The 20,619-nt window shown below is 70.1% G+C and carries 19 protein-coding genes; 10 read left to right on the top strand and 9 right to left on the bottom strand.

The genetic code is table 11. The features are described from left to right. Positions 1–5: 5 nt before the first annotated feature. Positions 6–575 (bottom strand): hypothetical protein, encoded by a 570-nt coding sequence (locus AB0I38_RS16115; protein WP_358467570.1) that lies wholly within the window; start codon positions 573–575, stop codon positions 6–8. 392 nt (positions 576–967) lie between these two features. Between AB0I38_RS16115 and AB0I38_RS16120 the strand changes: the two genes are divergently transcribed. From AB0I38_RS16120 to AB0I38_RS16135, 4 genes are all read left to right on the top strand, one after another. Further along, positions 968–1,603 carry a hypothetical protein gene (locus AB0I38_RS16120; RefSeq protein WP_358467572.1) on the top strand — a complete coding sequence of 212 codons (636 nt, stop codon included), beginning with the start codon at positions 968–970 and terminating at the stop codon, positions 1,601–1,603. 161 nt (positions 1,604–1,764) lie between these two features. Next, complete coding sequence (locus AB0I38_RS16125; RefSeq protein WP_358467574.1) at positions 1,765–2,337, top strand: DUF4386 domain-containing protein; 573 nt, start codon at positions 1,765–1,767, stop codon at positions 2,335–2,337. 208 nt (positions 2,338–2,545) lie between these two features. Continuing rightward, positions 2,546–3,946, top strand: coding sequence for an MFS transporter (locus tag AB0I38_RS16130; protein WP_358467576.1), 1,401 nt, complete (start codon positions 2,546–2,548; stop codon positions 3,944–3,946). Next, positions 3,943–4,767, top strand: a complete 825-nt coding sequence (locus AB0I38_RS16135) for a carbohydrate deacetylase (RefSeq protein ID WP_358467578.1) — start codon at positions 3,943–3,945, stop codon at positions 4,765–4,767. The genes AB0I38_RS16130 and AB0I38_RS16135 overlap by 4 nt, the downstream gene beginning before the upstream one ends. An 80-nt stretch (positions 4,768–4,847) precedes the next feature. Here the strand turns inward: AB0I38_RS16135 and AB0I38_RS16140 are convergent, their stop codons facing one another. Continuing rightward, positions 4,848–5,810: a phage baseplate protein gene (locus AB0I38_RS16140; protein ID WP_358467580.1), complete on the bottom strand. Its 963-nt coding sequence runs from the start codon at positions 5,808–5,810 to the stop codon at positions 4,848–4,850. Positions 5,811–6,054: 244 nt separating this feature from the next. Between AB0I38_RS16140 and AB0I38_RS16145 the strand changes: the two genes are divergently transcribed. Then, entirely contained in the window at positions 6,055–7,386 is a 1,332-nt protein-coding gene (locus AB0I38_RS16145; RefSeq protein ID WP_358467583.1) for a glycoside hydrolase family 6 protein, read from the top strand. Positions 7,387–7,445: 59 nt separating this feature from the next. Here AB0I38_RS16145 and AB0I38_RS16150 read toward each other — a convergent pair whose 3' ends face one another. Next, entirely contained in the window at positions 7,446–8,144 is a 699-nt protein-coding gene (locus AB0I38_RS16150; protein ID WP_358467585.1) for a helix-turn-helix transcriptional regulator, read from the bottom strand. A 109-nt stretch (positions 8,145–8,253) separates the two neighbouring features. Here AB0I38_RS16150 and AB0I38_RS16155 point away from each other — a divergent pair, with 109 nt between their 5' ends. Next, positions 8,254–9,057: an aldo/keto reductase gene (locus AB0I38_RS16155; RefSeq protein ID WP_358467587.1), complete on the top strand. Its 804-nt coding sequence runs from the start codon at positions 8,254–8,256 to the stop codon at positions 9,055–9,057. Between the two features lie 219 nt (positions 9,058–9,276). Here the strand turns inward: AB0I38_RS16155 and AB0I38_RS16160 are convergent, their stop codons facing one another. Genes AB0I38_RS16160 through AB0I38_RS16170 form a run of 3 tightly spaced genes read right to left on the bottom strand, consistent with a single transcriptional unit; the run spans position 9,277 to position 12,095 of the window. After that, complete coding sequence (locus AB0I38_RS16160; protein ID WP_358467589.1) at positions 9,277–10,494, bottom strand: cytochrome P450; 1,218 nt, start codon at positions 10,492–10,494, stop codon at positions 9,277–9,279. A 31-nt stretch (positions 10,495–10,525) separates the two neighbouring features. After that, positions 10,526–11,896, bottom strand: coding sequence for an NAD(P)/FAD-dependent oxidoreductase (locus AB0I38_RS16165; RefSeq protein ID WP_358467591.1), 1,371 nt, complete (start codon positions 11,894–11,896; stop codon positions 10,526–10,528). Beyond that, complete coding sequence (locus AB0I38_RS16170) at positions 11,886–12,095, bottom strand: ferredoxin (protein ID WP_358467593.1); 210 nt, start codon at positions 12,093–12,095, stop codon at positions 11,886–11,888. The genes AB0I38_RS16165 and AB0I38_RS16170 overlap by 11 nt, the downstream gene beginning before the upstream one ends. 268 nt (positions 12,096–12,363) lie before the next feature. Between AB0I38_RS16170 and AB0I38_RS16175 the strand changes: the two genes are divergently transcribed. Together AB0I38_RS16175 and AB0I38_RS16180 are read left to right on the top strand one after the other, a co-directional pair. Then, complete coding sequence (locus AB0I38_RS16175) at positions 12,364–12,708, top strand: VOC family protein (protein WP_358467595.1); 345 nt, start codon at positions 12,364–12,366, stop codon at positions 12,706–12,708. Between the two features lie 143 nt (positions 12,709–12,851). Further along, a complete protein-coding gene (locus AB0I38_RS16180; protein ID WP_436838750.1) occupies positions 12,852–13,277 on the top strand; it encodes a VOC family protein in 426 nt (141 codons plus the stop codon). Positions 13,278–13,423: 146 nt separating this feature from the next. Here AB0I38_RS16180 and AB0I38_RS16185 read toward each other — a convergent pair whose 3' ends face one another. Continuing rightward, positions 13,424–14,302, bottom strand: coding sequence for an alpha/beta fold hydrolase (locus AB0I38_RS16185; RefSeq protein WP_358467600.1), 879 nt, complete (start codon positions 14,300–14,302; stop codon positions 13,424–13,426). Positions 14,303–14,304: 2 nt separating this feature from the next. Then, positions 14,305–17,154 carry a helix-turn-helix transcriptional regulator gene (locus AB0I38_RS16190; RefSeq protein ID WP_358467603.1) on the bottom strand — a complete coding sequence of 950 codons (2,850 nt, stop codon included), beginning with the start codon at positions 17,152–17,154 and terminating at the stop codon, positions 14,305–14,307. 197 nt (positions 17,155–17,351) lie between these two features. On the opposite strand from AB0I38_RS16190, the gene AB0I38_RS16195 reads away from it, so the two are divergent. Both AB0I38_RS16195 and AB0I38_RS16200 read left to right on the top strand, forming a co-directional pair. Then, positions 17,352–18,170 (top strand): sugar nucleotide-binding protein, encoded by an 819-nt coding sequence (locus AB0I38_RS16195; RefSeq protein WP_358467606.1) that lies wholly within the window; start codon positions 17,352–17,354, stop codon positions 18,168–18,170. 359 nt (positions 18,171–18,529) lie between these two features. Next, positions 18,530–19,045 (top strand): DinB family protein, encoded by a 516-nt coding sequence (locus AB0I38_RS16200; protein ID WP_358467609.1) that lies wholly within the window; start codon positions 18,530–18,532, stop codon positions 19,043–19,045. Between the two features lie 27 nt (positions 19,046–19,072). Here AB0I38_RS16200 and AB0I38_RS16205 read toward each other — a convergent pair whose 3' ends face one another. Continuing rightward, on the bottom strand, positions 19,073–20,599 hold the full coding sequence (locus tag AB0I38_RS16205; protein WP_358467612.1) for a serine/threonine-protein kinase: 1,527 nt from the start codon (positions 20,597–20,599) through the stop codon (positions 19,073–19,075). Between the last annotated feature and the right edge of the window lie 20 nt (positions 20,600–20,619).

Below are 20,619 nucleotides of genomic sequence, written 5' to 3' on the forward strand. Positions count from 1 at the left end.
TGGACTCATCGATCATGTCCGCGGCTGGCAACCTCCTCAGGCTGAGCGTCTGTCCCTATGAGGTCGTCGAACAGGACGTGGAACTGCGTCATGGCGTGTCGAAGTTCCTGGATCGACACCCAACCGCCCGCGGCGCGCCCGCTGATCTCATGGGCTTGGCGGTAGTGATCCAGGGTGCGGCTGTGTCTCACCGACAGGTCGGACACCCGCTGCGCGAAGTCCTCGGTGAGATAGCCGCGCTTGGCCATGACGGCCCTCACCAGCAGATCGGCCTCGCTGACCGCGGGACCCGGCTCGTTCACGAAACGCTCCTGGACCGCCCTCCACCTCTCGGCATAGCCGCGGCGCGCCTCGGGAGCGAGCGGCCGTACATCGAGTCGTCCCGATCGTGTCCGGCTCGCCCGCGCCTCACGCTCGGCCGCCCTGCGGTCACTCTCGACGGCAACAGCGCGCTCGTACTCAGGGCCGAATCGCTCGCGAAGACGACCTCGACGCCTCCGCACCCAGCAGAAGCCGACGGCCGGCACCGTCACCCCGACGATGACGACCACCCACATCACGGTCTCGGTCGACACGACCCTCTCCGTCCCATATCGCCGGCGCACCCCGCCCGAAGAAAGGTGACCGGGCACCGCCAGTAAACGTGCCCCATCCGGAGACGGATATGGGCATTCTGAGCAGAACCCATCGCCGGAGCTGATCAGCGACCGCCCCTCGGCCGCGCTGACGTAACGCCGAGAGAACGGGCCGCCGGACCAGGTCAGCCCGCCGGACGCGGTCAGGTCCCGAACCCGGTCAGCACGCGCAGGCATGCGGGTGGTTAATCAGCGCCGGTGATGAACGTGGCTGCTATTGGCGATTTCCGCTACGACGAACCCGCCGCAGGGTTAGGTCACTGCGCCCTTCCCGGAGGGTGTGATCCCGGATAACCCCTGGAGGAGTTGTGGCCGAGGACACCGCACATCGCATGTCGCAGAATCCGGCATTCCAGCAGATCGTGGCCGCCGGTATGGACCTGCTCGCCGCCCAGGCGAGCATCGTCAAGGACCTGGACGATGAGCGGCGGCGCGCGTACGTGGACAAGGCCAACGCGCTGCGCGCCGAGGCGAGGCGCAACACGGAGTCGAACAGGGAAGGGCTGTTCGCGGATCTCGGCGCGCTCGTCGGCATCACCGACACCGACGCCCGGGCTTTGACGCTGAGGGCTCAGGACGCGGCCAGGGAGTTCGTCACGGCATTCCCCGAACTGCGATCCATGAACGAGCGCAAGAGGCTGGACGCGCTGACCGAGGCCGTCAAGCGCGACCCCGTGTTGATCAGTACGGTGGAACGGCTCGTGTCCCCCGGACCCGCCGGCGCAGGAGAGGAGTCACCCCAGACCTGCCGGGCGATGTGCCTGGCGCTGCTCATCCTGTTCATGGCGGCCGCCACCGCCATGTGGATCGCCGGCTTGGCCGCTTGCATCTGGCTCGGCTGGATTCCACCCCTCATGGTGTTGTGCATGCTCGGCGCCATCGCGGCCTACCTGGCATTCATGGCCGTCGTCTGGAGCATCTACAACGGCTGCACCGCCGGCTGCGAGGGAGCCGACATCGCACGTTGACTCCGCAAACCGCCGCATCGACAACGCCCGAGACGGGCGCTGGCCGAGGACGCGGCCAGGACGGTCAGCGACATCACCGGCTCCGAAGTGCATGTCGCACCAGACCGAGAAAGGGCAGCCCAGTCATGACACCCCGGAAGATCGCGGTCACGGTAGGAGCCTTGTTCATCTTCCAGATGGTCTCGGCAATGATCGGCACCACACTCACTCAAACGTTCATAGACGGCAACCCCGACAAAACGGCGCTGACGTCCGGCGTAGCGCTCATGATGTGTTCAGGCCTGGCCGTGGTAGGAATCGGACTGCTCATGTACCGAGTCCTACGGAGCTTCAATCGGAAGCTGGCCCTTTGGTACCCCATCATGAGGGTTGCCGAGTTCGCGGTCTCCGCCATCTGCGGCATCTACCTGCTGACTCAGCTGCAAGCCGTCCCCAACACGATGTTGTGGGTCTACATTCCCACGGCCATCGGCGGCTTGGTGTTCACCTATCTGCTGTTCGTTTCCGGTATAGTTCCGCAGCCCATCGCGGTCCTCGGACTCATCGGCTACGCCCTGCTTCTGCTGGGAGTGCCGCTGGACCTCCTCGGTGTCCTGGATATGGACGCGGGACTGGGCATGCTCTTACTGGCGCCGGGCGGGTTGTTCGAAGTCCTGGTGCTGCCCATCTGGTTGTTCGCCAAGGGTTTCACACTGCCTCAGACGTCACGGCCGGCGCGGGTCAGCACGGCGTAGTCAACCGGCCGTTCGTGGTCAGCTGTCAGGGATCACCGTTTCGTGGCTGGGTATGATCTCGACGTGCATGGGACCGCAGACCGGCAACACCGGAACCGGACCGGCGGTCGACGTCCGGCGCGGCACGGCTCCGCGAGACCCGCTGCTCCCCTTCGAGTGCGAAGATAACGCCCCGTACAGCGTCCGCATCGGCCGGAAAGGTGATCGCGTGTCCCAGCCCGGTACGGCCTCCGCCCCGGGGCGGACTCCCGCGTGGCGCTACGCCATCGGGATGTTCGGCACTTCCATCCCGATCAACATGATCAAAGGATCGATGATCCTTTTCTACGTCGACATTCTCGGGCTCGACGTTCGCGCCTATGGCGTGGTCATGGTGATCTACGCGGTCATCGACGCGCTCGACAACCCGCTGCTCGGCCACCTGTCCGACCGCACCCGCACCCGGTTCGGGCGGCGCCGGCCGTGGCTGCTCGTCGGCGCGCCGATGCTCGTGGCCTGCATGATCGCGTTCTTCTCCGCGCCGGCCTCTTTGCGGGGCATCGGCCTCGTGCTGTGGTTCGCGGTGTTCGCGATCCTGTGCGAGGCGTTCGACTCGATGCTCAACGCCAACTACGGCGCGCTGCTCCCCGAGCTCTACCCGCGGGAGCGCGACCGCGCCGTGGCCAACGGCCTGCGCCAGGGCTTCCAGCTCGTGGCGCTCGTGATCTCGCTCGCGGTCACCCCGCTGCTCACGACCCAGGTGTTCGGCACCGAGGAATCCACCCAGGGCTTCCAGACCACCGCGATCATCTATGGCGCGATCGCGCTCGTCGTGATCGTGTTCATGGCGCTCAGCGCGAGAGAGAGGCCCCGCTACTCCACGCGCGAGCGGCCCCGGCTGCTGCCCAGCGTGTTGTCGATCGTGCGCAACCCGATGTTCTGGACGGTCGGGCTCACCGGCGCCTGTTACGGGGTGGCGATGGCGCTCGTGCTCTCGGGCATCCAGCTGTACGTCCGCTACTCGCTCGGGCTCCCGGTCGGGAACGCGCTCTATCTTCAGGGCATCGTCATCCTCGTCTCGGTGGCCGGCCTCGTGGTGTGGACGCGCGTCGTCGCACGCCGCGGCGCCCTGTGGACCTGGCGGCTCGCCTTCGCCGTCCTGGCGGTCAGTTTCGCGGCCCTGTTCTTCGCCACCGACCTCCTGACCGCGATCGCCGCCGGGGTGCTCGTCGGGGCCGGCTGGTCGGGCATGCTCGCGACGAACGACCTCATCGTCGCGCGGGTGCTCGACGCCGACGCGGCACGCAACGGGGAGCACCGCGAAGGGCTCTTCCTGTCCGCGTTCGGCTTCTTCGGCCGGCTCAACGGGATCGTGACCGGGCTCGCGCTCACCTCGCTGGGCGTGTTCTTCGGCTACAACTCGGGCGACGATCCCGGCGCCGACCCCGGGCTCGCGTTCCGGGTGTACTTATGCGTGTACCCGTTCGTCCTGACGGCGATCGGCGCGATCGCGGCGCGACTCGTCTCGGTCCCCGTCGAGACGCCGCCCACGGCGGCCGAGCCCGCTGAGCCGGTCGAGCCGCCGCCCGCCGGTCCCGTGGACGAGTCGGCCGTGGAGCGTCCCCGATGACCCGGCGCGTCGTGATCACAGCCGACGATCTCAGCCGCGAACCCGGGACGACGGAGGTCATCGTCGCACTGCTCGCCGAAGGACAGGTCAGCGCGACGACGCTCATCTGCCTCTCACCGGACGCGGAACCAGCCGCGAACCAGGTCCGGGCCCTCGGCGTCAGGCCGCGGCTGCACGTGACGCTCACGAGCGAGCGCGGGCTCCCGCGCTGGCGGCCCCTCGACGCCGCGGCGAGCCTCGTCGATCCGGACGGAACACTCAGTGACGATCCGTTCGTGCTCGGAGCCCGTGGTGAGGCCGAGGATGTCATCCGGGAGGCGGACGCGCAGCTGCGCTGGATGCGCGACCGGGGCTTCGCGCCCGAAGCGGCCGACTCCCACGCGGGCACCCTCTACGGCCTGCACGGCCGATCCTGGCTCGCCGAGGCGCTTGAGTGGTGCGCGCGTCACGGCCTCGCCTTCCGGCTGCCCCGTGACCCCGAGCCGTACTTCGGCGGGCCGCTCCCGCCGCGGCTCGCGGCGGCGCACGAGGGCGCCGTCGCCCTGGCCGACGCCCTCGGCGTGTCCATCCCGCGGACGATCGCGACCAACCGGCGCGGCGCGCACGAGCTCGGTGGCTACGAGCGACTGCGGGACGACTATCTCCGCCGCCTCGCGGCCCTCCCCGAGGGCACGAGCGAGTTGTTCCTGCACCCGTCCCGCGAGGACGCGGTCACCGGACCGGACGGCATCGTGCGGATCTGGGAGGCGCGGCTGCTGCGTGACCCGGTGTGGCATCGAGCCCTTGAGCGCGAGGGCATCGAGGTCGTCGGCGGCTGGTGAACCGACGACCGGCGCGGGGGCTCGCGGTGTCCAGGATCATCTATCCCGTGCCCCGCGCTGTGGCGAGCCGCGGAGTCGTCTCAGACGAGCTGGGTCTTGTAGAAGATGCTGGCCTTGCGCGCGCCCCCGAGGCCTGAGGCCAGGCCGAGGCAGAGCCGTGGGGCGCCGGAGACGATCTGGATGCCCATGCCCTCCGGCTCGCGGTAGTCCAGGGACTTGCCGGCCACGCTGCGCGCGCGCTGGACCTGCTGCCCGGAGCGCAGGTCGAGGCAGGTGACGTAGGTGTTGCCCGGCGCGGGGTTCGCGTCGCTGTAGGCGTTGCCGGTCAGAATGTAGACGAAGTTGCCGTAGGCGGCGTACCCCTGGAAGGTGCCCAGGCCGGACGGCTGGGCGATGTCGTGCAGTTTCTGGGTGCTGCCGGACTTCACCGCCGCCAGCGAGAACACCGCGAAGCGGAACGTGCTCCCGTCGTGGTAACGCATGACCAGCCGGTTGGTCGAGGGGTCGACCGTGCACGTGGTGTTGCTCGCGCCGGCGACCGGCGCGTACTTGGTCAGCGCCGACGACGTCGACGTCAGCGTCTGGCCGTTGACGAACTTGAACCTGGCCAGCTTGGAGCCTCGGGCGCTCCCGTCGTCGCTCACCCCGTCGGTCTCCGTCCACAGGTAGGCGGAGGAGCCCGACGGCTCGACCCCGATCTGGACGCCGTGGCCGAAGCCCATGAGGTACATGTGGCCGAGAATCGAGCCACTCAGGCTGAGCTTGGTCAGGCACAGGTTGCCCGCGGCATCCGAGCCGGAGCCGTTCTTGAGCTGGACCGTGTAGATGTGCCCGTTGGCGTTGTCGATCGTGAACGACTGCAGGACGGTCTCGTCGTACAGGGCCTTCTTCCAGATCAGCGAGGTCGAGGGGGCGGTCAGCTCGAACCGGCCGTCCGCGGTGGCGGCGCCCGCGGGCTGGGTGTTCGCCAGTGCGGCGGTCGCGGCGACTCCGGCGCCGAGCTTGAGGAGCCCTCTACGGGTAACCGGTACGGGGGATGTCATGTCGACTCCGTTCGCTGGGGAGCTTGGGCGAGCCTCACCCTAGGGAGGGTCCGATGAATGATCAAAGTGTGCCGCCGGCCGGTCAAGGCGCTTGACGCTCCTGTTTTCCCTGAGTTGTCATGAAATCTGGCTAAGTCTGTGATATTGATCACCAGATGGTTTCGGAAGACCAGAAGGGACGCGTTACGTGCGATCGTTAACCCGTGTGATGGCCATCACCGCCTCGGCGCTGACACTGTTATCGATGGTGAGCGCGGCTCCCGCCGTCGCGGCACCGGAGCTGGTGGCGAACGGCACCTTCACGAACGGCACCGCACCCTGGTGGAACTCGGCCAACACCGCCGTGGCCGTGGACGCCGGGCGGCTGCGCGTCAACGTGACGGGCGGCACGGCCAACCCGTGGGACGCCATGGTGGCCCAGAACGACATCCCCCTGGTCGCGGGCAAGTCCTACACGCTCTCGTTCGACGCCTCGGCCTCCGCTCCGGTCACCGCGGTCACCACGGTGCAGCTCGCGAACGCCCCGTACACCAACACCCTGAACGCGGCGGTCTCGCTGTCCACCACGAGCAAGCGATTCAGCTTCCCCTTCACCTCCAGCCTCGGCACGCCGGCCGGGCAGGTGTCGTTCCAGCTCGGCAGGAACACCGGCTTCAGTTTCTTCCTGGACAACGTCTCGCTGACCGAGCAGTCGGCGTCCGGGCCGGTCGAGATGACCAACGGCTTCTACACCGACCCCAACTCCAACCCCGCCAGCTGGGTGCGGAACAACGCCGGTGACTCCCGCGCGGGGCGCATCCAGTCGTCCATCGCGTCCAAGCCGATGGCCCGCTGGATCGGCGGCTGGAGCGGCGACGTCCGCGCCGCCGTCTCCCAGTACGTGGCCGCGGCGGACGCCGCCGACAAGCTGCCGGTCCTGGTGGCGTACAACATCCCGGGCCGCGACGCCTGCGGCGGGCACTCCGGCGGCGGCGCCGGCAGCGAGGCGGAGTACAGGACGTGGATCTCCGCCGTCGCCGCCGGCATCGGCGACCGCCCCGCGGCCGTCATCATCGAGCCCGACTCCCTGGGCGACTTCGCCTGCATGGACGCCGCCGCCATCCAGGCCCGCAACCGCATGCTGACGTACGCGACCGAGCAGCTCCGCAACCAGGCGCCCAACACCTGGGCCTACCTCGACGCCGGTAACGCCGGCTGGGTCCCGGCCGGGACGATGGCGGCGCGGCTGCGGGACGCGGGCGTCGGCAACATCCGCGGCTTCGCGGTGAACGTCTCCAACTACTACCCGACCGGCCAGTCCGCCACCTATGCCGCCTCGGTCAACGCCTCTCTCGGCGGCGGCGCCAAGTGGGTGATCGACGTCAGCCGCAACGGCAACGGCGCCAACGGCGAGTGGTGCAACCCCGCCGGCCGCAAGATCGGCGTCGCCCCCCAGCTCGGCGGTGACAACGGCACCGAGATGCTGCTGTGGGTGAAGATCCCCGGTGACTCCGACGGCCCCTGCGGCATCGCTCCGGGCACGCCCGCCGGCCAGTTCAGCCCGGATCTCGCCATCCGCCTGATCGACGGCACCTGACCGGGCGTCTCAGCCGGCCTGCGGTGAACGGCAGCGGTGCGGACCCGGTAAGCGCGTCGTCAGAACTCGACGGCGCGCGCCGGCCCGGCCGCTGCCTGCCGATCTTCGGCCGCACTCCAGGCAGGGGAGACAACGGTTCGCGGTAGCCCCAGCTCGCCCGCACGCAGCCCGGCCTGGAAGCGGGAGCCGGCCTCCAGCCTGGTCATCAGCTCGGCCACGCGCCGCCGGTAGGTGCGGAGCGAGACGCCGAGCCGTTTGGCCGCCGATTCGTCGGTGAGCCCCGAACCGAGGGCTTCGAGGATCATGCGGCCGTCGGCATCGAGGTGGGGGACATCGCCGCGCAGATAGGTGTCGAGATCAACGGAGTTATCCCAGATCGCTGAGAACAGCGAGTGGACGCCGTCGACCAGGGTCTGCGCCGTCGTCACGGTGTATTCACGCCCGGCCAGGGTCTGCCGGCCGGCGAGGATCATCACCCGCCGGTCGATGATGATGGTCTCGTGCGGCAGCGGCGAGCCGCTGATCCGGACGAGAGCCCCCTTGCTCCGCACCAGCCGCAGGTGCGCGCGGGTCTCCTCCTCGGCGAGCGCTACCGGGCTGAGCAGCTTGCGAGGGGTGAAGCCCGGCGAATCCGTGGCACGCACCCGGTGCAGGATCGCTGCCCTGGTCTCCGGCTGCGACCAGGTCCTGAGGTCCCGGGCGGCGCACAGGAACTCGGTGTGCACGGACTCGAAGAGATGGCCGGCACGCGCGATCAACTCCCCGTCCCCTTGGACTGAGAACACCTGTTCATTCCGCACTCCGCCAGTCTGGCAGCAAGCTGCCACGAGCTCGCGGGGCATCGTGGCGGCGGGTCACCATGAGCCCATGACGAACAAGACCTTCTCCCTCGGCGGAGACCTGACCGTCAACCGGCTCGGCTTCGGCGCGATGCGCCTGGCGATGGGCACCTTCGACGGTCCGCCGCGAGCCCCGGAAAGCGGCATCGCGGTGCTCCGGCGCGCCGTGGAGCTGGGCGTGAACCACATCGACACGGCCGGCTTCTACGGCAGGGGAGCGGTTTGGGCCAACGAGCTGATCCGTACGGCATTGACCCCCTACCGTGACGACCTGGTGATCGCGACGAAGGTCGGGCCGCTGCGCGGGCCGAACGGTATGCCGAGCGGACAGGCGACGCCCGATCAATTGCGCGGCCTGGTCGAGGCGGATCTGCGCTCCCTCGGGCTGGACCGGCTCGACCTGGTGTATCTGCGGGTGGGCGGGATGACCGGGCCGGGTGGCGAGTCGATCGCCGAACGGTTCGCGGTGCTTGCCGAGCTCCGGGCGGAGGGGCTGATCCGGCACCTGGGCGTCAGTAACGTCGACGCCGCCCAGTTCGCCGAGGCTCGGGCGATCGCGCCCGTCGCCGCGGTGCAGAATCGGCGCACCGCTGGCATGGGGCTGCTCGCGGAATGCGAGGAAGCAGGTATCGCGTACGTGCCGTACTTCCCGCTCGGCGGTGGCGGCGACCTACTCGACGCCGTACGGCTCGGGAAGGTCGCAGCCCGCCTGGGCGCGACCGCGGCGCAGGTCGCGATCACCGCGCTGCTGGCGACGTCGCCGTCGGTGCTGGCGATTCCGGGCACCGGGTCTCTCGATCACCTGGAGGAGAACCTCGCGGCGAACGGATAACGATCGCCGGCGAGGCCGGTTGCCATCCCAGGCTGAAGGCCAAGCTCGTGCCCGGGCACGGCGTGCGCTGCACCGACACCGTCACCTGGTCGAACGGCACCAACAAGGAGCGGGTTCCGCTGACCTTCGCCTTCGGCCATCGCCTGAGACGGCCGAGCCGCCTCAGGCCCAGGTGGGATCGGCGTCTGATCAGTTCGGCGACCTCGCCGCGCGCGGATGTCAGACGGGCTGGTGCACCTGGACGGGGAGGTGGCGGGGGCCGCGCAGCATGGCGTTGTGCCGGTAGGGCGGCGGGTCCTGGGCCAGGGTCGTGGTGCCGAGATGGGGGATCAGCGCGCCGAGTGCGATGTGGGCCTCGATTCGGGCGAGCGGCGCGCCGTAGCAGAAGTGGATGCCGCCGCCGAAGCCGAGGTGCTGGTTGTCCGGGCGAGCGGGGTCGAACCGGTCCGGCTCGTGGAACCGTTCGGGGTCGCGGTTGCCTGAGGCGAGCACGAGTATCAGGGACGTGCCCTTGGGGACGGTGGAGCCTGCGACGTCGATGTCGGCGAGGGGGACGCGCTCGCGCATGTGGACCGGGGGTTCGTAACGCAGCAGTTCCTCCACGGCGCTGGGCAGCAGGCCGGGGTCGCGGCGCAGCCGGTCGAGCTGGTCGGGGTGGCGCAGCAGGGTGAGAACTCCGTTGGTGATCAGGTTGACCGTGGTCTCGTGCCCGGCGATGAGCAGCAGGACGGCGGTTTCCGCGAGTTCCTCGTTGGTGAGCCGCATGGCCGGGTCCGGTTCGTTGATGAAGGCGGAGAGCATGTCGTCACTGGGATGACCGCGGCGCTGCTCGGCGAGGTCCACCAGGTAGCGGCCCATCTCGATCCGGGCCTGTTCGCCCGCCGGGTCTCGCTCGGTGGCGTCGTCTCCGGGCTTGACGTCGGCGGAGGCGACGATCGTGTCGGACCATTGCCGAAACAGCGGCTCGTCCTCTCGCGGGACGCCGAGCAGCCGGCAGATGACCGTGACGGGCAGGGGGTAGGCGAAGTCGTCGACGAGGTCGACCTGGGCGCGGTCCCGGAGCCCGTCGATCAGCTCCTTGGTGAGTTCGGTGATCTGGCCGCGCATGGCGTCGATCCGGCCGGGGCTGTGTGGTGGGCCGAACGGCCGCATGGCCAGAGTGCGCAGCCGGTGGTGCGTGGGGTCGTCGAGTCGCAGGAAGGGGAGCTGCGACGCCTCCTCGGACAGACCGGGGGCCGGGGCCAGGCGGTTGCGGGGATCGGCACTGATCCGCGGGTCACGGAGCAGGGCGTTGATCTCGTGGTAGGTGCCGATCAGGTAGCTGCCGTCCGCCTGGCGCACCACGGGACCGGCTTCGCGGAGTTCCGAGTAGAGAGGGTAGGGGTCGGGGCGGTTGGCGTAGTCGGTGATCCGTTCGAGCAGGGTGTCGGCGGTCATGGTCTCGGCTCCTCGTGGACGGGCGGAAGGGTCAGCCAGGCCGCACCACGGTCAGCCGGCGGTCCGGCAGGTGACCGGTGAGCGCGACGGTGGGGCCGTGGGAAAGCCTCTTCGGATCCGGCACATCGGAGGGAAGTGTGAGGTCGGCGGCGAGCGGCCGGTCCGCCGCGCCGGGCGCGGGTGGGAACGGGGCAGCGGTCTCGATCAGGTTCTGGTAGTACTCGAGCGACTTGGCCATGTTGACGGTGACCGCGGCGGTGACCCGGCCCCGGTAGCCGTACACCACGACCAGACGGCGCTCCTCCAGCGAGCCCTGCGCAAGGACGATCTGGTCGGAGAAGGTGGGGACGCCCACCGACTTGATGTTGAGCCCGAACTGGTTCGACCAGAACGCCGGGAGGGCGAGGTGGGGACGCCGCAGCGGCCCCGGGTTGACCATGTTGTGGGCCGCCACCTCGGCCTGTGCGACCGCGTTGCTCCAGTGTTCCAAGGAGAGCAACTGGTACTCGAACAGCGGGTGGGGGAAGCGGGAGACATCACCGGCGACGAAGACGTCGTCGGTGACGATCCCGTACATGTCGAAGGCCCGGCACCCGCCGTCGCAGGCGATCCCGCGCGGGCCCGCTGCCAGCCCGGAGCCTGCCAGCCATTCGACGTTGCGGACCGCCCCCACCGCGACGACGCACACGTCCGCGTCGACGTGGCTGCCGTCGGACAGGTCCGCACCGATGAACCGGCCGTTCCCGTCCCCGCGCAGGGCGGCGACCGTGGTCCCGCAGCGCAGGTCCACGCCGTGGGCATGCTGCGCTCTGGCGGCGAGCTTCGACAGCGTGCCGCCGAGCGCCCCCACCAGGGGTGCGGGGCCGCGTTCGGTGACCGTGACCTCCAGTCCCCGCTCCCGGCAGGCCGAGGCGATCTCCGAGCCGGTGAAGCCGCCGCCGATCACCAGAACCCGCTGCGGCCCGGCGGCCAGCCGCTCGGCCAGCCGTCCGGCGTCATCGCAGGTGCGCAGGGTGAACACGCCGTCCAGGGCGGCTTCCGCCGGGTTGGGCCAGGGCCGCGCCCGGGTCCCGGTCGCGATCAGCAACCGGTCGAAGGGCAGCGACTCGCCGCCGGCCAGCAGCACCCGTTTTCCGAGGGGATCCAGACCGGTGGCAGGCACCCCGAGCCGCCATTCGGCGTCCGGGTCCCGGCGCACCGGCAGCCCGGTGGCATTCGCCGCCGCCTGACCGAGCAGCACCTGTTTGGACAGCGGCGGCCTGTCGTAGGGCGGATGGAGCTCGTCTCCCACCACGGTCAGCGAGCCGGTGAAGCCCTGTTCGCGCAGCGTCTCAGCGGCTCGCAGCCCGGCCAGCGACGCGCCGACGATGACGATGCGGCCCTCCCGCAGGTCACCGGCCACCGGCGCTCACCTCCTCGCCGAGGAGGATGGCCTGGACCGGGCACGCCGCCGCGGCCTGGCGCACGCGCTCGCACTGGTCGTCGGGGACGGCCGGGTCGTACAGCAGCGCCTCCTCCCCGTGCAGGTGGAACACCCTGGGCGCGAGGAACACGCACTGCGCATAGCCTTGGCAGCGGGTGAGGTCCACAACGATCCGCATCCCACCACTCCCTCCGTTGCCCCGCCCTTGTTCCTGCCCAGAGCAGCGGCAAAGGGAATCGGACATTTAGTGATGAAGAGACAATTTCCCGAACGCGATGCTGGGAACACCCGCTCAAGCCCCACACCTTTCAGTACTCCCCATGACAGCCGAGGAGCGCGGGCAGCAGGGCAGGCCAGGCCAGGCTGGCCCGGCAGGTCGGCCATGATCACCTGGTGGTCGGGCACCAGGGCGTCGGCCACCTCCAGCGATCGCTACTCTGGCCATCATGGACGCGCGCCTGAACCAGATCGTGGTGGATTGCCGGGATCCGCGGAGCCTGGTGCGCTTCTGGGCCGCCCTTCTCGGCGGTGACCCGGTGGATCGCGCCCGTGGCTGGTCCCATGTCGAACCACCGGGGGGCGTACGGCTGGCGTTCCAGCCGGTCGCAGAGGACAAAGCGGTGAAGAACCGGCTGCACCTGGACATCGAGGTCGACGCGATCGAGCCGGCCACCACCCACGCGCTGCGACTGGGCGCCACGCGGATCGGCGAGACCGTCACCGACGATCAAGGTTCCTTCCAGGTCATGGCCGACCCGGAAGGCAACGAGTTCTGCTTCGTCGGTGATTGAGCCGCCGCCGCGGTACGGCTGGCGCGTGACGGCACCGCCACGTCAAGACGATGTCGAGAACGGCCTGGCGGCTCCGTCTCCTGGGCGGACGCGGCCACCGTGGCCGCAGCACACCAAGGAGACCCAGCATGACGATCCAGCGGATGGACAACGTCCTCATCGTCGTCGAGGACCTCGACGCGGTTATCTCGTTCTTCGTCGAACTCGGCATGGAACTGGAGGGCAAGTCGCCGATCGAGGGACGCTGGGTGGAGCGTGTCATCGGGATCGACGACGTCCGACAGGACATCGCGATGCTGCGGACCCCGGACGGCCACGGCCGCATCGAGCTGGCGATGTTCCACACGCCGAAGGCGATCAGCGCCGAGCCTAAGGACGCACCGGCGAACACGCTGGGCATTCGTCGCATCATGTTCGCCGTCGACGACGTCGAGGACGTCGTCGCCCGCCTGCGCGCCCACGGCGCCGAACTCGTCGGCGAACTGGCGCAGTACGAGGACAGCTATCGGCTCTGCTACGTCCGCGGCCCCGAGGGCATCATCGTCGGACTGGCCGAACAGCTCAGCTGAAGGCGGCCAACGCGATCTTCGACTGCCTGGAGATCAACGGGGAGGCTATGAGCGGTTCAAACGCTGGGCGTCCTCGGCGCCGAGGACGCCTTTCCTGACCGGTGACGCCCGTACCGGCGGCCGTGCGGTCAGTCCGCACAGGGCGATCATGCCGCCGTATGCGCGAGGATCGCCGTCGCCAGTTCCTCGTGCACCTCCACCGGCAGCGTGTGCCCCATCCCCTCCACCATCATCAGCCGCGCCCCTGGGATCCGCTCCGCGATGAGCGCGCTGTGACCGGGTTTGACAGGCTCGCAGGTGCCCTCGATGACCAGGGCCGGCACCTTGATCTGGTCCAGGACGCCCACCGGCTCGAAGTCCGGGTTCGCCGCCGCGGCCCGGCGGTGATTGGCCACGGCGAACAGGTCGCGGGCCCGGTCGTAGACGCGTTCTTGCAGCAGGCGGGCGGCATCCTCGTCGAAGGGCAACCCCGTCCCGTGCAGGACGCGCTGCTCGGCGATCATGAGGTCGATCTGCTCGCGCCGGTCGGCCGGCGGCGGGTTCGTGATCAGCGCCCGGAAGAACGTGACGAACTCGGGCGCCGGCGGCGGCAAGCTGCCTTCGGGCTGCGGCTCGCCCATCAACGCCCGCATGATCACCGCGCCCTCACCGCCGCCGAGCGGCGAAGAGCCGATGACGGTGAGCGTGCGCACCCGCTCCGGCCGCTCCACCGCGATCAGCTGGCCGAGCAGCCCGCCCGCCGAGTGGCCGACCAGATGCGCGCTGTCCAGGCCATGCGCGTCCATCACCCGCATTACGTCGTTCTTGATGTCGTCCCACGTATAAGGCTCCTTGTCGAAGTCGATGGTGTCCGAGCGGCCGGTGTCGCGGTGGTCGTATCGGATCACGCGCCGGCCACCGGCCGTCAGCCTGCCGACGAACTCGTCCGGCCACAGGACGCCCTGCGACATCGAACCCATGATCAGCAGGATCGGCGCGTCCGTCGTGGCGCCGAACTCTTCGCTCCAGATGTTGTTCTCAGGCATGCTCAGAGCATGTCCTGTCCGGCTACTGGCGCCTTCTGTAGAACTACTAGGGACGCCAGTTCAGTACGGGTGCCGACGCCTACCTTCGGATAGATCTTGTAGAGGTGATACTCAACCGTCCGTGGGCTGAGGAACAGCCGGGCGGCGATCTCCTTGCTGGACAGGCCGTCGGCGACCAGGTCGGCGATCCGCAGCTCCTGCGGGGTCAGCGTGTCGAGCACCGACCCTCGCGGTGCCCGCGTGCTCTCGCCCGCCGCGCGCAACTCGCCATGCGCGCGCCGCGCCCACGGCTCCGCCCCCGCCGACTGGAACGTCTCCAGCGCCGCCCGCAGATGTGCCCGCGCCTCGGCGGGGCGATGCGCGCGGCGCAGGCGCTCGCCCAGCAGCAGCCCGGTTCTCGCCGCTTCGAACGGGTTGTCGTGCAGCCGCATCGCCTCGAAGAACGGCTCCAGGTGCGCGGCCGGCCCCTCCCTGTCATCCAGGGCGCCCAGGACCAGGCCGCGGCAGCGGGCGAGCAGGGCCCGCGACTCCGCGGTGGCCGCGTTCGCCGACCACCCCTCGTACGCCTCAAGCGCCTGCCTCGCCCCGCCCAGATCACCGGCGCCGACCGCCGCCTCGATGCGATCCGGGGTCGTCCGCCACACCACGGTCGGATGCCCGGCTCCCGGCCCGGCGGCCACGAGGGCGGTGAAGCGGTCGTGCGCCGCGGCGAACCGGCCCAAGGTCAGGTCGAGCATGGCCAGCCCGTATGCCGCCGTCCCCACCCGCAGGCCCACCCGATGCGGTACGGCGATCGCCAGCGCCTCCTGGGCGTGCCGCCGGCAGGTCTCCTCCTTGCCCCGCAGCGCCGCCACGACGGCCAGGTTGGCGAGGTGCGCCGCCACGGTGTTGGCGTACCCGGCCTCGCGGGCCAGCTCCAGGCCCTCCTCCGAGACCGCCTGGCTTTGCGCCAGCCGGCCGGCGAGCCGCTCGGCGGTGGCGACGAACTCCAGCACCACCGGAAGCTGGCCCGCCTTCCCCGACACCCGGGCCACTCGGCCGGCCCGCTCGACGAACTCGGCCGACAGGTCGGCCTCGCCCAGGTAGCTGGCCGCCGCGCACGCCCACAGGAACTCGGCCGCCTCGGTCAGTTCCTCCGTACGTCCGAGAGCTCGTCTGAGCAGGCCGTCGCCGCTGCCGTCGGCGAGCGTCGCGCCGATGCCGGCGAGCACGTCACGCAGGAAGCCTTCCGGGTGGGCCGCCGCCCGCCGCCCGATGGCGATGATGGCCTCGGTGTCGCCCACGTACGAGGCTGCCTCCGAGGCGTCGGCCAGCATGTCCAGGCTTTCGCCCGCCGCCAGGATCCGTACGGCCTCGGCGGCGTTCCCGGAGTTCAGCTCGAACCGGCCGCGCAACTGGGCGATCTCCATCGTCAGCCCGGCGTCCGATCCGGCCAGCTCGCGGGCCTCGGCCAGCAGGGACTCCGCCTGCCCGGGACGGCCGCCGAGCCAGGCGGCCACCGCGGCGTCCTTCAGCCGCGCGGCCCTGGCCAGGGGGGCGGGGGTGAGGGCGGCGGATCTGATGAGGGCGGTGGCGGCGTCGCCGTAGCCGCCGCGATCGCGGGCCCGCGCGGCGGTCCGCTCGAGGGCGGCGGCGACGTGCTCATCCTGGCCCAGGGCGGCCTCGGCGAGGTGCCACGCGCGGCGGTCGCCCTCGATCAGTTCGGCCAGCGCCGCGTGGGCGGCCCGCCGGGCGGCGGGGTCGGCCGCCTCGTGGGCGGCGGAGCGGATGAGGGGGTGGCGGAAACGTACGGTTGTTCCTGACACGGTCGCCAGCCCGGCCGACTCCATCTCCCGCAGCCCGGCCCGTCCCACCTCCGCCGCCGCAAGAGGAGGGGAGGATAGGGCATACGCCTGGGCCGCCAACCGGGCGGCGGCGCGGAGGATGAGGTCGAGGTCACTCTCGACGGCCGCCACCAGCGCCACCGTCCGCGCCGGTGCGGAGAGCGCCGCCACCTGCTCGCCGAAGAGCTGGGAGCCGCCGGGCAGTGGGTCGGGCAGCGGCTCTCGCCCGGCGAGCTGTTCGGGATTGAGCAGTGTGATCGTCTCCCGCAGGGCCAGTGGATTGCCCCGGGTCTGCGCGACGAGCTCCCGCCTGACGGACGCCGCGATCCCGCCGCCCATTGACCCCGCGATCCCGCCGCCCATTGATCCCGCGATTCCGTCCCGAGCACCGACGGTCCGCGCGATCGCCGCGGCGACCCTCGCGTTCAGCAGTTCGGCGGCCGCGGGCTCCGCCAGCCCCGCCACGTCCACTACCGGTACCCCCTTCAGCGGCACACCCTCATGAACCGCGGGCCCATCCCTCCCGGGCTCGCCCGCGGACCGCACCGCCAGCAGCATCGCGATCCGCTCCGTCCCCAGTCGCCTGGCCGCGAACAGCAGCGCGTCTGCCGACGCCCGATCCACCCACTGGAAATCGTCCACCACACAGATCAGCCCGTCCGGCACCGCCGCCTCCGCCAGCAGCGACAGCGTTCCGGCCGCCAGCAGGAACCGATCCCCGTAGGCACCCCCGCCCAGCCCGAGTGCCCCCCGTACCGCCTCGCGCTGCGGCTCCGGGAGCGCGTCGAGCAGCCCGGTCACCGGCCGCAGCACCTGGTGCAGGGCGGCGAAGGCCAGGTCCGACTCGGGTTCGACGCCGGTGGCCCTGAGCACCCGCATGCCGCCGCCGCGCGCAGCCGCCAGGTCGAGCAGCGCCGTCTTGCCGACGCCCGCCTCTCCGCGCAGCACCAGCGCGGCCCCGGCGCCCCCGCGCGCCCGGGCGATCACGTCATCGATGGCGGTGGTCTCCACTGATCTGCCATAAAGCACAATCAGCGACTGTATTAGCAGGTCACCGCATATGCCACGAGAGAGGCGCCGAGGCTCCGCGGCCCCGAGGGCATCATCGTCGGACTGGCCGAACAGCTCAGCTGAAGGCTGCCGAAGGACCGTTGCTCCCAAGGAACCATCCGGACCGCGACCGGGGGCACCGTCCCATGGCGATGGGCCGACTATGGTGACCGGCTATGAAAGCCCTCATCGTCGGAGGCAGCGGCTTCCTCGGCAGAAAGCTCGCTCGGCGATGCCTGGCGGCAGGGTACGAGGTCGCCGCGACCTGTCTGACGCGTCCGGGCGAGATCGCAGGTGTCACCTGGTCGCCACTCGATGTGCGTCGCCAAGACGAGGTACACGCGCTGATCAGCTCATTACGCCCGGAGCTGATCATCAACGCGGCCTACCGTCATACTGATTGGACGACCACCGCGGTCGGCGCGGCGAACGTGGCCCTCGCGGCCTCGCTGGTGGCAGCGCGCCTGGTCCAGGTGTCGAGCGACGCGGTCTTCTCCGGCGCCGCCGTTCGCTATGACGAGACCTGCGTTCCGGATCCGATCACGCCGTACGGGGCGGCGAAGGCAGCCGCCGAGACGGCGGTGAGCGCGATCTCGCCCACCGCCGTCATCGTCCGGACGTCGCTCATCATCGGCGACGGGGAGTCCTCGCACGAAGCTCGGGTGCACGCGCTGGTCACCCGTAGGTCCAGTGGAGTGCTGTTCACGGACGATGTGCGGTGCCCGGTCCACGTTGCCGACCTCGCCGCTGCTCTCCTGGAACTCGCCGTATCCGAGCATCGCGGTGTCCACCACGTCGCCGGAGCCGATGCCGTGAGCCGCTACGAGCTAGGGCTGCTCATCGCCCAACGCGACGGACTCGATGGCGGACACTTGCCGAGCGGGCGGCGGGCGGACACGGGCTTGCCCGGCCCCGTAGATGTGCGCTTGGAGTGCGCCATGACGCAGCGGCGGCTGCGGACCAGGCTGCGCGGTGCGCGGGAGTTTCTCGGGTGACGGTGAGCCGTCGCCTCGTCCCTCGGTGGATCGAGCGGAGTGACCGGTATCCGGGTGTCTCCCGGCCGGATGTGTGTCGGTGGGCTCTGCCATGACCACGCCTCCTGGCGACCACGCCTGGTTCGCCGAGACCGGCCTCGCGGAGGCCCATAGCTTCGTCTTCGTCCGCGGGCTCACGTCCGGGCAACTCGTGGCCCGGATGGGCGGACGAGCGGAAGACACATCACCCGTCGGCGCCGCACGCGCTGGCACGTTCCGCTCGACGAGGTCCCCGAATGGACAATGTGGACATCGCAGAGATGCCGCCAGGGGCGAAAATGTCGTGCGATGCCGGAATCGCCGCACTAACATCCGCCCCCATGAGCATTCCTCGTGTACGCCCGCCCTTCGTCGCCGACGAACGCACCCAACTCGTCGGCTGGCTCGACATGCAGCGCGCGATCGTCCCATGGAAGTGCGAAGGGCTGTCGGAGGAGGACGCCTACCGGCCGGTGCTGCCCACCTCGCCGCTCATGACCATGGCGGGCCTGGTGTCGCACCTGCGATGGACCGAGCACTGCTGGTTCGAGGTGCTCTTCCTGGGGCGCCCCGCCGACGGCAACCCGCAGTTCGACGAGAGCGTGGAGGACGCCGACATGCGGCTCGAGGGCGTCCCGCTGGCGCAGCTCCTCGACGAGTACGAGCGCCAGTGCCAGATCTCGAACGAAATCGTCGCCGCCCACTCACTGGACGACGTGGGCAAGCACCCCGACTACCGCTCGGCCGCGGCGAGCCTGCGCTGGATGCTCATCCACATGGTCGAGGAGACCGGCAGGCACGCCGGCCACCTGGACGTCATCAGGGAACTCGTCGACGGCGGGAAGGGCTACTACTGAGCGCCCGCCAGAGTTGGTCGAACGCCGTCAGGAAAGACCTGCCAGCAACTCGGACACGCGGATCGTCGCGCCGTGGTCTGGGCCGTAGAGCCTGGTGAGGTCATTCCGTAAGTCCGTGAGTGTGACGCGAGCCTTGTCCACATCGCCGACGCCGACTTCCAGCTCGCCTATCTGGCGACGCAACTCCAAGAGCCGCGCGTCGTCCTCGGGGAAGCGGCGCATCTCTCCTGCCAGCAGTTCGCGCATGATGTGGAGCGCGAGATCGGGATCGCCCGCGTGGACGTGACAGGTCGCTTCCTGCAGCCTGCACTGGGATATCTGCTCGTGGTCAGGCTCCGCCTGCAGGAGCAGGTCTTCCGCGATCTGCTGGAACTCGCGCGCGGCCTGCAGATAGTCCCGGCCGTCGAACAGCACGTTCGCGAGCTGCCAGCGCAGGCCGATCACATCCGGGTCCGCCACACCCAGGTTGTGGCTCGCCGGCGCGGCGACCTCGGCGAGCACGTCCGCCGCGTCGCCGTACCGCGACTCCCTGACGAGAGACATGGCCCGCCTGCGGGCGAGCCCGATGTCACCGCGGCTGAAGTCGTCATCCGCGGAGGCGTTCCCCTCGGCGGGGACCGCCGACCGGACTCCGTCGGTGAGCGTACGGCTGATCGCGTGCGCGTACATTCTGGTGGGGCTGGAACCGGGGGCGGTCATGTCGCCGAGCGGGCCCGTCCCCGCCAGATACGGCATGAGCCGATCGTGCACCTCGGTCGCCGTCGCCGGGCGGTCTTCCGGCTGCTTCTCCAGCATCGCCAGGATCAGCTCGTCCAGCGCCCTCGGCACGTCAGGCCGGAGCTGCCCGACCGCTGCGGGAGGTGTGTTGACATGCTGGTCCATCACGCTGTATTCGGACGGCCCGGTGAACAGATGCCGCCCGGTGAGGAGTTCGTGCAGCACGGCGCCCAGCGAGTAGACGTCGCTCCTCTCCGTGGGCTGGCCGGCGCTGACCTGCTCGGGGGACATGTAGGCGGCGGTGCCGAGCTGCTGGCCGGTCCTGGTCAGCTTGGTCAGCTCGGGATCGTTCATCAGGGCCAGCCCGAAGTCCACCACCTGGATGGAACCATCCCGGCGCAGCATGAGGTTGGACGGCTTCAGGTCGCGGTGCAGGATGCCGAGGTCGTGCGCCGCCGTCAGCACGGCCGCCACCTGGGCACCGATGGACGCGACCCATCCCAGCGGGAGAGGCCCGTGTTCGGCTACGACGTCGTCGACCCCCGTGCCCTCGACGAACTGCATCACCATGAGCAGGCGGCTTCCCAGCGCCGGGTCCTGATAGCTGCCGAAATCATGCAGCACGGGCGCGCCGGGGTGGGCGAGCCTCGACATGATCTTCGCCTCGTGGGTGAACCGGGCCTCAAGCTCTGGATCGGGCATCCCGTCGGGGAACCGGATGAACTTGATCGCCACCCGCCGCCCGAGCTTCTCGTCCTGGGCGCCCCACACCACGCCCATGCCGCCTCTGCCCAGATGGACGGGGTCGAGCCGGTAGCGATCGAGGACGAGAGTCACCCATGCCTCCAGAAGGGGGG

It is taken from the genome of Nonomuraea cavernae (genome assembly GCF_040655715.1).
Classification (GTDB): Bacteria; Actinomycetota; Actinomycetes; order Streptosporangiales; family Streptosporangiaceae; genus Nonomuraea; species Nonomuraea cavernae_A.

Bases quoted from the DNA above. Each gene is read 5' to 3' on its own strand.
- AB0I38_RS16195 (WP_358467606.1), top strand. From the start codon at position 17,352: ATGAAAGCCCTCATCGTCGGAGGCAGCGGCTTCCTCGGCAGAAAGCTC.
- AB0I38_RS16160 (WP_358467589.1), bottom strand. From the start codon at position 10,494: ATGACCGCCGACACCCTGCTCGAACGGATCACCGACTACGCCAACCGC.
- AB0I38_RS16140 (WP_358467580.1), bottom strand. From the start codon at position 5,810: ATGACATCCCCCGTACCGGTTACCCGTAGAGGGCTCCTCAAGCTCGGC.
- AB0I38_RS16200 (WP_358467609.1), top strand. From the start codon at position 18,530: ATGAGCATTCCTCGTGTACGCCCGCCCTTCGTCGCCGACGAACGCACC.
- AB0I38_RS16180 (WP_436838750.1), top strand. From the start codon at position 12,852: ATGGACAACGTCCTCATCGTCGTCGAGGACCTCGACGCGGTTATCTCG.
- AB0I38_RS16170 (WP_358467593.1), bottom strand. From the start codon at position 12,095: ATGCGGATCGTTGTGGACCTCACCCGCTGCCAAGGCTATGCGCAGTGC.
- AB0I38_RS16135 (WP_358467578.1), top strand. From the start codon at position 3,943: ATGACCCGGCGCGTCGTGATCACAGCCGACGATCTCAGCCGCGAACCC.
- AB0I38_RS16185 (WP_358467600.1), bottom strand. From the start codon at position 14,302: ATGCCTGAGAACAACATCTGGAGCGAAGAGTTCGGCGCCACGACGGAC.
- AB0I38_RS16155 (WP_358467587.1), top strand. From the start codon at position 8,254: ATGACGAACAAGACCTTCTCCCTCGGCGGAGACCTGACCGTCAACCGG.
- AB0I38_RS16120 (WP_358467572.1), top strand. From the start codon at position 968: ATGTCGCAGAATCCGGCATTCCAGCAGATCGTGGCCGCCGGTATGGAC.
- AB0I38_RS16145 (WP_358467583.1), top strand. From the start codon at position 6,055: ATGGTGAGCGCGGCTCCCGCCGTCGCGGCACCGGAGCTGGTGGCGAAC.
- AB0I38_RS16175 (WP_358467595.1), top strand. From the start codon at position 12,364: ATGGACGCGCGCCTGAACCAGATCGTGGTGGATTGCCGGGATCCGCGG.